General features: G+C 60.2%; 9 protein-coding genes and 1 tRNA gene. 3 read left to right on the forward strand and 7 right to left on the reverse strand.

Translation table 11 applies throughout. The features are described from left to right. Window positions 1-184 precede the first annotated feature (184 nt). A complete protein-coding gene (locus PQQ51_RS04480) occupies window positions 185-769 on the forward strand; it encodes an NAD(P)H-dependent oxidoreductase (protein WP_408495154.1) in 585 nt (194 codons plus the stop codon). 196 nt (window positions 770-965) lie between these two features. Continuing rightward, entirely contained in the window at window positions 966-1583 is a 618-nt protein-coding gene (locus tag PQQ51_RS04485) for a TetR/AcrR family transcriptional regulator (RefSeq protein WP_408495156.1), read from the forward strand. Between the two features lie 215 nt (window positions 1584-1798). On the opposite strand, the gene PQQ51_RS04490 is transcribed toward PQQ51_RS04485, so the two are convergent. The 7 genes from PQQ51_RS04490 to fdnG form a co-directional block, all read right to left on the reverse strand. Then, window positions 1799-1894, reverse strand: a tRNA-Sec gene (locus tag PQQ51_RS04490). 49 nt (window positions 1895-1943) lie between these two features. Next, entirely contained in the window at window positions 1944-3863 is a 1920-nt protein-coding gene (gene selB, locus PQQ51_RS04495) for a selenocysteine-specific translation elongation factor (protein WP_408495157.1), read from the reverse strand. Beyond that, the gene (selA, locus tag PQQ51_RS04500) at window positions 3860-5290 is read right to left on the reverse strand and encodes an L-seryl-tRNA(Sec) selenium transferase (RefSeq protein WP_408495158.1); all 1431 of its coding nucleotides are present in this window, start codon (window positions 5288-5290) and stop codon (window positions 3860-3862) included. Before selA ends, selB begins: the two co-directional genes overlap by 4 nt. A gap of 20 nt (window positions 5291-5310) precedes the next feature. Further along, on the reverse strand, window positions 5311-6309 hold the full coding sequence (gene fdhE, locus PQQ51_RS04505; RefSeq protein ID WP_408495159.1) for a formate dehydrogenase accessory protein FdhE: 999 nt from the start codon (window positions 6307-6309) through the stop codon (window positions 5311-5313). A gap of 24 nt (window positions 6310-6333) precedes the next feature. After that, a complete protein-coding gene (locus PQQ51_RS04510; RefSeq protein WP_408495160.1) occupies window positions 6334-6999 on the reverse strand; it encodes a formate dehydrogenase subunit gamma in 666 nt (221 codons plus the stop codon). Next, window positions 6986-7918 carry a formate dehydrogenase subunit beta gene (gene fdxH, locus PQQ51_RS04515; RefSeq protein ID WP_408495161.1) on the reverse strand — a complete coding sequence of 311 codons (933 nt, stop codon included), beginning with the start codon at window positions 7916-7918 and terminating at the stop codon, window positions 6986-6988. The genes PQQ51_RS04510 and fdxH overlap by 14 nt, the downstream gene beginning before the upstream one ends. A gap of 9 nt (window positions 7919-7927) precedes the next feature. Then, the gene (gene fdnG / locus PQQ51_RS04520; RefSeq protein ID WP_408495163.1) at window positions 7928-10996 is read right to left on the reverse strand and encodes a formate dehydrogenase-N subunit alpha; all 3069 of its coding nucleotides are present in this window, start codon (window positions 10994-10996) and stop codon (window positions 7928-7930) included. Between the two features lie 222 nt (window positions 10997-11218). On the opposite strand from fdnG, the gene selD reads away from it, so the two are divergent. Further along, window positions 11219-12283 (forward strand): selenide, water dikinase SelD, encoded by a 1065-nt coding sequence (gene selD / locus PQQ51_RS04525; protein WP_408495164.1) that lies wholly within the window; start codon window positions 11219-11221, stop codon window positions 12281-12283. The last annotated feature ends 5 nt before the right edge of the window (window positions 12284-12288 follow it).

Here is a 12288-nt window from a genome sequence, read left to right on the forward strand (position 1 = left end):
AATGGTATGTTGTAATTTTATCAACAACCTACCAAAAGTATGTTGTTAATCTTATATTGCAACGCTCACTCATCGGATTAGGGCACCGATATAAGTCAGACTCGCATCCTTCAAGACGTAAACCCGAATTTTAAAAAAACTAAATATCAATTTTAGATTATCGATATTCTTAAGGAGTTGATTTATGCACGCTTTGATTGTCGTTGCGCATCCCGATAAAAATTCCCTGACACATGCGGTTGCGTCTGAATTGTCGAACGGAATAGTTTCAAATAACTCGAGTCATTCTTTCGAATTTAATAATCTTGCGGAAGAAAAATTCGATCCCCGGTTTTCGTCTGCTGACTTGGCGTTATTTCGCAACCAGGCTTCCCCCCCAGCCGACGTCGTCGCAGAACAAAGCCGTATCGACCGAGCCGACGCTTTGGTATTGGTCTATCCAGTCTATTGGTGGTCTTTTCCCGGTCTGTTGAAGGGGTGGATCGATCGGGTGTTCACGAATGGATGGGCATACGATGAAGATGCTGACGGCAACCCGGTGAAGAAGCTCGGTCGACTGCAGGTGCATCTGGTGGGTATTGGCGCATCAGACCTTCGAACCTATGCGCGACACGGCTACCAGGCGGCGATGAGAACTCAAATCGATCATGGCATTTTCGAGTATGTCGGTGCGCGCGTTGCGTCGTCGGAACTCTTGTTGCTCACAAGCACTGGCGCTGAATCTCATCTGGAGACGTCTCGGCGGATCGGGCGCCAGATTTTCGGATAAAATTCGATGGTATGCACCATGAGCAAGCCACTGGATATAGGTGCTACGTAAAGGGTACAACAGACCTACTGCGTATCATCAGCGTAATGGTTCCGAGAGTTCCTGACGCCTATCTGATGAAAGATAATGTGCTAACGGCCGTGGCTTGTATTGGTTTTTGCACATAAAAAATCGGATACGGAATAGGGAAATAACCATGTCGAACAGGTCGGCATTTAAAGCAGAGGGTGCCGCCACCCCGCGTCGGCGCATGTCCAAAGAAGAGCGTCATGCACAATTAATAGACGTGTCGTGGCAATTGATTTCTGATGCGGGTACAGATGCTTTGAGTCTGGGCCGCCTGGCCGAAGCCGCAGGCATTACCAAGCCTACTGTCTACGAGCACTTCGGTTCTCGGCATGGTTTGCTTGCGGCGCTTTATCAGAATTTCAATATACGTCAGAATAAGCTATCTGCCGAGGCTATCGAATCCAGTGGTCCAACTTTGGGAGATAAATCCTGCGTTATCGCAACTAGCTATATCACTTGTGTTCTAAATGAAGGGCGAGAAATCCCGGACGTACTGGCCGCATTAAATGGTTCGCCAGAGTTGGCAGATCTTAGAATGCGTTGTCAGATTTCCTACCTGGAGCAATGCAAGCAAGCACTTGACCCATTTGCAGGAAACAAAGGCTTATCGGCTGCAGCTCTATGGGCGATGCTGGGTGCAGCAGATTCTCTTTCCACTGTCGCTCTCAGGGGCGAAATCAGCGCACAGCAAGCGTGCGAGGAATTGTTTGAGGTGATTTTAGCAATGGTGCATCGAAGTAACTGACCAAGATGCAATCAGATTTTTATCCACGGGTCAGCCTGAAAACCTCGGTCATCAGGCCGGGGATGAAAAGCCCTTGTGAACAGCGCAGCTAAATGATTCAGTTTTACAGCAGAACCATGATGCGCCTAGACGGAGAAACAACGTACTGGCATATGCAGCACACCACCCGCGTTCTTACCTCTACAGAAACGCCCCAGGAAGCTTCAGGAAATTCCTGGCGGAAGGCAGCCGGAGTCGAACCGACCTGAGAGCGTCTGACGCCCTCAACTGGGTTTGAAGCCCAGCCGTACCACCGGATACGAATGCCTTCCTACGATAATTGAACTACAGAAACCCCACGCCATCACTTCGAAGACCGAATCAAATCGATTCGAACCAACGACTATCCGTGCGCATCAAATGCAGGCCACGGTGAAAGCGAGTATACCCAACCCGGTCGAAAAACTCTAAAAGCTGGATCGCCCGTTTTCGCCCGAGGCCAGTCACATCGCGAAACGGCGCTGCGGCCACGGTGCCCGCATTTTTTTGCGCCTCCGCCCCGGCAATCGAAGCCAGTTCGCGAATCACTTCGTGGTGGTAAAACAGATCGCGCACCACCTGGAAAAGCTCACCTTGTCGCGCGAGTTTGCGCAGCAGTTGTCGCATTCGCTCCTCAGGCACGCCGTGCGTATTGGCCAGATCACGCACCCACGGCGGATCGAAACGCCCCGCTTTCAACGCAAGCAACAACGCCGCAGCGAGAACCCGATCGGCTTCGTCGAGCGTCACCGAGTGGCCCGGCAGATGCAACCACGGCCCTCGCCGAACGATCTCACCACGCGCCACCGAGTCGTCGACGAGCGCTCGCCACAGTGGCTCGTCGGCCAACGGCGCCGCCATGCGCCGCAATCGCGATACGTCGGCGCCCACTTCATCCGGCGAGCGTTCGTGGAATTGCCGCAACGTGTTCGTGAGCCGCGCGGCCAGCGTTTGCCAGGCGGCATCGGCAACCAGCAAAGCTTCGTTATCGTGACCGGCGAATTCCACCACGCGCGTCCCCACCGGCAGTTCCAGCGCCTCCGCGCGCATGCCGGTCAACCGCTCCAGCATCGCTCTGGACAAACCATTCGGCGCGCGAGCCAGCACCGCGTCCAGCCTGCCGCTATCGAGCATGACCTGAATCGCGTCGAGCCACGCAAGCCGCTCAGCAGAGCGACGCTTACGCGAAGGCGCGAACGGATCGAGCACATGACCTCCGCCGACTGTCCGATCCGCCTGCGCATTACGCACGACAAACCGATCGCCCGACACCGCGCAAACCGGCCGATCGAACACAAACTGCACACGAGCGCTCTGGCCCGCGCCGAGTTTGTCGCCATCGAGCAGCGCGACATGCGCGACCTGATGCTGCGTGCCCAGATGCACATGCAACGGCGCCCAATGTTCCAGCGTCGATGCAGCATCCGGCAACAGCGTCAGCATCGCGTCGATACGTTCCGATGCTTGCGACAGGCGCGGATCGACAATCCAGTCGCCGCGATCGATCGCGCTCTTGTCGATCCCCGCGAGATTCAGCGCACACCGTTCGCCCGCGCGCCCGGTTTCCGCCGGTCGATTCTGTGCATGAATGCTGCGCACACGCACCGTCTGATTCTTCGGCGCGAGCAGCATCGTGTCGCCGACATTCAGCCGACCCGACATCACCGTACCCGTCACGATCGTGCCTTGCCCGGACAGCGTGAAAACCCGATCCACCGCGAGACGGAACAGCCCGTCGTCGCGCTTCATCTGCCAGGCTTGCGCCTCGGCGTGCAAATACGACTTCAACGCGGCGACGCCGGGGTCGTCGGCACGCGTCGCGCAGGTGTCGAATACCGGTGCGTTCTGCAGCACGCTGCCGCTCAGGAACGCTGCGATTTCGGCACGCACGTCCTGCAACCGCTGAACATCCACGCGATCGATCTTAGTCAACGCGACGGCGCCCCGCGCGATGCCGAGCAATTCGACGATCGCCAGATGTTCGCGCGTTTGCGGCATCACGCCGTCATCGGCAGCGATCACCAGTAGCGCGAAGTCGATACCGCTCGCGCCGGCCGTCATCGTATGCACGAGCTTTTCGTGGCCGGGCACATCGATCAACCCGAGCACGTCGCCGTTGTCGAGCGGCACATACGCATAGCCCAACTCGATCGAAATACCGCGCGCTTTTTCTTCCTTCAGACGATCGGTGTCGACGCCCGACAGCGCCTTCACCAGACTCGTCTTGCCGTGATCGATATGGCCGGCGGTCCCGACGATCATGCGTTCATGCTCTCCAGTTGCCCGATCAGTTGCGCTTCGTCGAGCGCTTCGAGGCAGCGCAGATCGAGTCGCAGCGCGTCGTCGGCGATACGGCCGATCACGGGACGCTGCATGTCGCGCAACAGCTTTTCCAACGCGAGCAGTTGACGGCCGCCGCGCTTGCCGTCGGCCATCCTGACGACGAGGCCGTAGCTCGGCAACACGTCGACCGGCAACGCACCGCTGCCGATCTGGCTGAACATCGGCTCGGCCGCCACGGCGTAGCGCGCTCCTATCGCGCGCTGCACAACCGGCAGAACGCGTTCGGCTGCGGCACGTATATCGTCCATCGGCCGAGTGAGCAAACGCAGCGTGGTCAGCCGCCCGGCGAGGTGTTCCGGCGCGCGATACATCCGCAACACCGGCTCCAACGCCGCGAGCGTCAATTTGCCGACGCGCAACGCGCGTTTGAGCGGATGCTTCTTGATTCTGGCGATGAGATCCCGCCGCCCGACGATCAGCCCCGCCTGCGGGCCGCCAAGCAGCTTGTCGCCGCTAAACGTGACGAGGTCGGCGCCGACTTCGATGGTTTCGCGCACCGTCGTTTCGCGCGGCAAACCCCATTGCGCCAGATCGACCAGCGTGCCGCTGCCGAGGTCGACGGCCACCGCGAGCCCTCGCGCATGCGCGAGCGGCGCGATTTCCTCGACGCCGACCTCTTTTGTAAAGCCGTTGATCGCGTAGTTGCTCGCGTGGACTTTCATCAGCAAAGCGGTCTGCGGCGTGATCGCTTCGTCGTAGTCTTTCAGATGCGTGCGGTTCGTGGTGCCGACTTCGCGCAGCTTCGCGCCCGCGCGGCTCATGATGTCCGGAATGCGAAACGCGCCGCCGATCTCGACGAGTTCGCCGCGCGACACGATCACTTCCTTTTTCGACGCCAACGCCGACAGCGTGAGCAACACCGCGGCCGCGTTATTGTTCACCACGGTGGCCGCTTCAGCGCCAGTGAGTTCGCAAATCAGGTCGTCGATCAGATCGTCACGATCGCCGCGTTTGCCGGTGTCGAGATCGAACTCGAGATTGGCCGGCTGCGTGAGTGCGGTCATCACCGCTTGCACTGCTTCGTCGGGCAACAACGCGCGGCCGAGATTCGTATGAAGCACGGTGCCCGTCAGATTGAACACACTGCGCAAGCGTGGCTGATTGCGCTGACGCAGCGCGGCGTCGACACGCGCGTGAAGTTGCGCGACGTCGAGCGCATTCACGGACGCTTCGCCGGATTGCGCGTCGACGCGCCACTGGTCGAGCGCCTGACGCAGCATGCCGAGCACCTGTGTGCGGCCGAACTCAACGACCAGGCCCGCGAATTCGGCGGACGCCATCACCTTCTCCACCGACGGCACGCGCGCCATGAGCGCCCGCAATTCGGCACCGGTTACATCGCTCACGAGACAATCCTTGTTTTGTGTCACTCGGATTCGCCAGCGGAATCGTCGGCCGTACCGGCCTGCTCTGGCCACAGCCACGGATGCGGCGACGAGCGCCGATAACCTTCCGCGCCCATCAGCAGATCCAGCGTGAGACTCGCGAGATCGTCCGCAAACGGTTCGAAGTCGTAGTCCTTCGACTGGATGCCGATTTTCCGGTAAGTATGGCATTCGTCGCAGGACTCCGCCTTAAGCGCGGCGTTCTTCGATTCGGCTTCGCGCGTGGCCTCGTCGGCATCCGGCGAGCCGAGCGCGTGATAAGCAATGCCCTTGGTCGAATCGCAGTTCGAACATTTCGAGCGCACCATGTGCCACTCGGTCGCGCAAAGCCCGCATTGCAGATAGCGGTAATTGTCGTACTGCCCCCCCACGCGCACCATGCTCGCCACCGGATGCGATCCGCAAACGGGGCACAGGCCCAACGTTTCGATGTACGGCACCTCGCGCCTGTCGATGTCCGCAGCGAGGTCGGTCCACACCACTTGCAGCGCGGCCATGATGAACGGCGCGGCGGCCGGATCGATCTCGTCGAAACGCTGCGCGAAGATCGCATCGGCCTGCGCGTCGAGCGTGGCTTGATCGAGCGAACGCAAGTGTGTGAAAAGCGCTTCGAGCGGCGGCGTGAGCGGGCCGGCGGCTTGCACCTTGTCGAGCAATTGCAGCAGCACTGCGTGCCACGCCGGATCGCGCACGCCGGAAAGCGCGGGAATCAGCGGCATCGAATGCTGCTGTGCGCTCGCAATCAATTCGGCACTCGGCTGCTGCGCTTTAAAACCACCACCGATCACCGCTTGCTGCGCGTCGGCCAGCACGGCCATCAGCCGCAAATAACCAGCAATCGGATTGCTGAGTGCCGCCAACTGCCGCAAACGCGCGGCGCGCGCCGCAAAAACCACCAGACGCTCCGGTGTACGAATGCGCGGAATCGCCGAGTGATCGAGCGATTCGATATCGCCGGCTTCGAGAATGCGCTGAGCCAAAGTATCAACCTCTAAAAACTGAGTTCACTTGTCGATGATTTCCTTGAACCAGTTCGGATGATGCTTTCTGGCCCAACCATAAGTCACCGTGCCGCGCGTCATCGCACCGATCGAACCTTTGATCCACAACGCCGCATAGATATGCACGACGATGCCGACGATCAGCACGAACGCCGCCGCCGCATGCACGAGCGCCGCGAGGCGGATGATCTCGATCGGAAAATAGAACGAGAAATAGCGCCGCCAGATCACGATGCCGCTCGCCAGCAATAACAGCAGGCAGATCACCATCGTGAAGAAGAGCAGCTTCTGACCAGCGTTGTACTTTCCGATCGCGGGAAGTTTTTCTTCGCGATTGTTGAGGACGTCGTCGATCTGCTTCATCCACTGAATGTCAGCGCGATCCAGATAGTTGTGATGCCAGAAACGCACCGCGAGAATGAAGAACGACAGAAACATCACGCAGCCGACAAACGGATGCAGAATCCGCGTCCATTGCCCGCCGCCGAAAATCGCGTAAAGCCACGACATCGCGGGATGAAACATCGCGAGTCCCGATAGCGCGAGCAGAACGAACGTGATCGCCGTGATCCAGTGATTCGTCCGCTCATTGGGCGTATAGCGCTGGATCAGACTATTGCCTTTCACGTCCCTGAGTACGACGTGCTCATGATTGTCAGCGTGTTTCATCAGGTGCCTCCCGCGAACGGCGTGCTTCATCGGCTTCGTGCTGCGCCTCGACTTCCTCCGCCTCGGTTACTTCGTTCGGACCGACTCGCGTGTAATGGAAGAACCCGGCCAACGCCGCGAACGCGATACCCGCCAGCGCCAGCGGTTTGGCGAGCCCTTTCCAGATCGCCACCATCGCACTGATTTTCGGATTCTGCGGCAGACCGTGATACAGATTCGCCTTGTCGGCATGATGCAGCACGTACATCACATGCGTGCCGCCGACGCCGGCAGGATCGTACAGACCGGCGTTCTGAAAACCGCGTTCCTTCAGATCTTCGACCCGGTCCGCCGCCTGCTGCTTCATGTCCTCCTTGGTGCCGAACATGATCGCGCCGGTCGGGCAGGTCTTCACGCAAGCCGGTTCCTGACCGACCGCCACGCGATCCGAGCACAGCGTGCACTTGTACGCGCGGTTGTCCTTCTTCGAAATACGCGGCACGTTGAACGGACAACCCGTCACACAGTAACCGCAACCGATGCAGTTCTCCTCGTGAAAATCCACGATGCCGTTCGTGTACTGCACGATCGCACCCGGCGACGGGCATGCCTTCAGACAGCCCGGATCCTCGCAGTGCATGCAGCCGTCCTTGCGAATCAGCCATTCGAGATCGCCTTCGGTATTCTCGTATTCGGAGAAACGCATGACGGTCCACGAATGCTCGGAGAGATCACGCGGGTTGTCGTAGATGCCGGTGGTCGTGCCGATCTCGTCGCGCAGATCGTTCCATTCCATGCAGGCCGTCTGACACGCCTTGCAGCCGATGCACTTCGACACGTCGATGAGTTTCGCGACCGTGCCCGTCACCGGCTCCCGCACTTGCGGTTCGGGCAAGGTGGTGGCCGAGAGGCGTTTGATATCCAGTGATTGCAGTGCCATCTCTATTCCTTATGCCTTTTCGACCTTGACGAGGAACGACTTGAATTCCGGTGTTTGCGAATTCCCGTCGCCCACGGAGGGCGTCAGCGTATTGACGAGATAGCCCGGTTTCGCGAGCCCCTTGAACCCCCAATGCAACGGTAAGCCGACGGTCTGCACTTTCTTGCCTTCGATCATCAGCGGTTTGATCCGCTTGGTGACGAGCGCAACCGCAATGATGTGCCCGCGATTGGACGACACCTTCACGCGATCGCCCGCCACCACGCCGACCTCCTTCGCCAGATCCTCGCCGATTTCCACGAACTGCTGCGGCTGCACGATCGCATTCAAACGCGCGTGCTTGGTCCAGTAGTGGAAATGCTCGGTCAGACGATACGTGGTGGCCGTATGCGGGAAATTCTCGTGCGTGCCGAACGCAGCGCGGTCGTCCGGAAACACGCGCGCCGCCGGACTGCTGACGACCGCCTTGTTGGCCGGATGCAGCGGGTTATAACCGAGCGGCGTTTCGAACGGTTCGTAGTGCTCGGGGAACGGACCTTCCACGAGGCCGTCTCGCGAGAAGAACCGCGCGACGCCTTCCGGATTCATGATGAACGGATTCATCCCATTCTCGGGTGGCTCGTCCACCTTGAAGTCGGGAATGTCCGCGCCCGTCCACGCCTTACCGTTCCACGCGATCAGTTTGCGCGTCGGGTCGAACGGCTTGCCGCTGACGTCGCACGAAGCGCGGTTGTACAGAATCCGCCGGTTTGCCGGCCATGCCCACGCCCAGTTCAGCGTGTTGCCGATGCCGGTCGGGTCCGAGTTGTCGCGGCGGCCCATCTGGTTGCCCGCCTGAGTCCACGCGCCGCAGAAGATCCAGCAACCGCTCGCGGTGCTGCCGTCGTCGCGTAACTGGGCGAAGCTCGCCAACTGCTCGCCGCTCTTCGCGAGCACCCTGGTTTTGTCGGTGGGATCGGTGACGTCGGCCAACGCCTTGCCGTTGAACTCCATCGCGATTTCTTCGGGCGTGGGGCTTTCCGGGTCCGCGTACGGCCAGCTCATGTTGAGAATCGGATCGGGATACTTGCCGCCATTCTGCTGATAAGCCTTGCGCATGCGCAGCCACAGCCCCGACATGATCTCGAGATCGCTCTTCGCTTCGCCCGGCCCGTCCGCGCCCTGCCAGTGCCATTGCAGCACCCGGCTGGAGCTGACCAGCGAGCCGCGTTCTTCCGCGAAACAGGTGGTGGGCAGACGGAAAACTTCCGTTTGAATCTGCGACGGATCGACGTCGTTGAACTCGCCGAAATTCTTCCAGAACTCCGACGTTTCAGTTGCGAGCGGATCCATGACGACCAGCCACTTCAGCCTGGCCAGACTCGCGCCGATCTTCGCCTTGTTGGGCGCTGCGGCGAGCGGGTTGAAGCCCTGCGCGATATAGCCTGTCATCTTGCCTTGATTCATCAGCTCGAAGACCTGCAACATGTCGTACGATTTGTCGAGCTTCGGCAGATAGTCGTAGCCGAAGTTGTTCGCGGCGTTCGCGTTATCGCCCCACCACGACTTCATGAAGCTCACATGAAACGCGCGATAGTTGCGCCAGTAGCTCAACTGGTTCGGCCGCAGCGGCTGGCTCGCGCGCTTCGTGATGAACGCGTCGAAGTCCTGTTCGGCTTCCATCGGCAGCGTCATGTAGCCGGGCAGCAGGTTCGACATCAGACCGAGGTCGGTCAAGCCCTGGATGTTCGAGTGCCCGCGCAGCGCATTCATCCCGCCGCCCGCAATGCCGATGTTGCCCAGCAGCAGTTGCACCATCGCGCCGGTGCGGATGATCTGCGCGCCGACCGAGTGATGCGTCCAGCCGAGCGCGTACAGGATCGTGCCGGCGCGCCCAGGCACGGCCGTCGACGCCAGCATTTCACATACCTTCAGGAATTTGTCCTTCGGCGTGCCGCACGCTTTTTCGACCTGCTCGGGCGTATAGCGCGAGTAGTGCTGCTTCATCAGTTGATAGACGCAACGCGGGTGCTGCAACGTCGGATCGACCTTGGCGAAGCCGTCGTCGCCGCGTTCGTAGTCCCACGTGCTCTTGTCGTAGCTGCGTTTATCCGCGTCGTAGCCGGAATACAGGCCATCCGTGAACGAGAAATCCTCACGCACGATGAACGGCATGTCCGTGTAATTCTTCACGTACTCGTGCTGGATCTTGTCGTGGGTGAGCAGATAGTTGATCACGCCGCCGAGGAACACGATGTCCGAGCCGGTACGGATTGGCGCGTAATAGTCCGCCACCGAGGCCGTGCGCGTAAAACGCGGATCGACCACGATCAATCTTGCCTTGCGATGCGCCTTGGCCTCCGTCACCCACTTGAAACCGCACGGGTGCGCCTCGGCTGCATTGCCGCCCATCACGAGAATCACATCCGCGTTTCTGATGTCGACCCAATGGTTCGTCATCGCTCCACGGCCAAACGTCGGGGCAAGACCTGCCACCGTCGGGCCATGTCAGACACGCGCCTGATTGTCGAATGCGAGCATCCCAAGACTGCGGACAGTCTTGTGCGTCAGATAGCCCACCTCGTTGCTGCCGGCCGATGCCGCGAGCATCCCGGTGGTCAGCCAGCGGTTGACCTTCTTGCCGTCCGCGGTCGTCTCGACGAAATTGGCGTCGCGATCTTCCTTCATCAGCTTCGCGATGCGGTCGAGCGCGTCTTCCCACGAAATGCGTGTCCATTCGTTCGAGCCGGCCGCGCGGTGCTCCGGATACTTCAGGCGGCTCGGGCTATGAATGAAGTCGATCAGGCTCGCGCCCTTCGGGCATAGCGTGCCGCGATTGACCGGATGATCGGGATCGCCTTCGATATGGATGATGCTGGCTTTCGCGTTTTTCGCGTTGTCGCCAAGCCCGTACATCAGGATGCCGCAGCCGACCGAGCAGTACGGACAGGTGTTGCGGGTTTCAGTGGTACGCGACAGTTTGTACTGACGGACTTCCGCCAACGCGGGTGTCGGCGAGAAGCCCATCAGGGCAAGACTCGATCCGGCGAGCGTGGTGGCGGATACCTTCAGGAATTGTCGCCGGGACATGTGGGGCATGTAGGGGCCTCGGCTCTTTTTAAGATACTGATAACGATTATAGAGGCCGATATGAAGTCGTGCAGCGAGAACACACCTCTCGAATACCCGATCAAATATGAAGTATCACAACCGGTTTTACGCGAATTGAGCACCGCTCATGCTGGATGGTTAGCACTGAACTCACCGTGCCTGCCGGCAACCCGCATAATGCGGTCATTCGAAGCCTGGAATTTTGTGCTCATGACCGATACCCGCATCCACTCCTCCGGGTCGCCGCGCCTGACCAGCCTGTCTCATGGCGGCGGTTGCGGTTGCAAGATCGCCCCCGGCCTGCTCGCCGATCTGCTCAAGCGCAGCGCGCCGCTGCCTTTCTTTCCCGACCTGCTGGTCGGCAACGATACCGCCGACGATGCCGCCGTCTACAAACTCAACGACGAACAGGCGATCGTCGCGACAACCGACTTCTTCATGCCGATCGTCGACGACCCGTTCGACTTCGGCCGCATCGCCGCGACCAATGCGCTGTCCGACGTGTACGCGATGGGCGGCAAGCCGATCATGGCGCTCGCGATCGTCGGCATGCCGATCAACGTGCTGCCGCACGACGTGATCGCGGCCGTGCTCAAGGGCGGCGAGTCGGTCTGTGCGGAGGCCGGCATTCCGCTGGCGGGCGGCCACTCCATCGATTCGGTGGAACCCATTTACGGCCTCGTCGCGATCGGCGTGGTCGATCCGCGCCGGGTCAAACGCAACGCGGGCGCGCGAGCCGGCGACGTGTTGATCCTCGGCAAGCCGCTGGGCGTAGGTGTGCTGTCGGCCGCATTGAAAAAGGATCGCCTGGATTCAAACGGCTACGCGGCGATGATTTCGGCCACCACCAAGCTGAACCGGCCGGGCGCCGCGCTTGCCGCGCTGGACGGCGTGCATGCGCTCACCGACATCACCGGCTTCGGGCTGCTCGGCCATACGCTGGAAATCGCGCGTGGCTCGAACCTGGGCGCCCAGGTGCGCTATGCCGATCTGCCCTGGTTGCCGGAAGTGGTCGGCTTCGCCGAGGCCGGCATTTTTACCGGCGCGTCCGGCCGCAACTGGGATGCGTACGGCAAGGACATCACGCTGGCGCCGTCATTGCCGGCCACGGCGCGCACACTGCTCACCGATCCGCAGACGTCGGGCGGACTGCTGGTGTCCTGCGCGCCCGACACGGTCGACGAGGTGCTCGCCCTCTTTCACGCAGACGGTTTCAACGACGCGCGCGTGATCGGCGAAATGGTCAGCGGAAAGGCGCGCGTCGAGGTGGTTTAAAACGC

This window comes from Paraburkholderia xenovorans, from assembly GCF_046030735.1.
GTDB classification, from domain to species: domain Bacteria; phylum Pseudomonadota; class Gammaproteobacteria; order Burkholderiales; family Burkholderiaceae; genus Paraburkholderia; species Paraburkholderia xenovorans_A.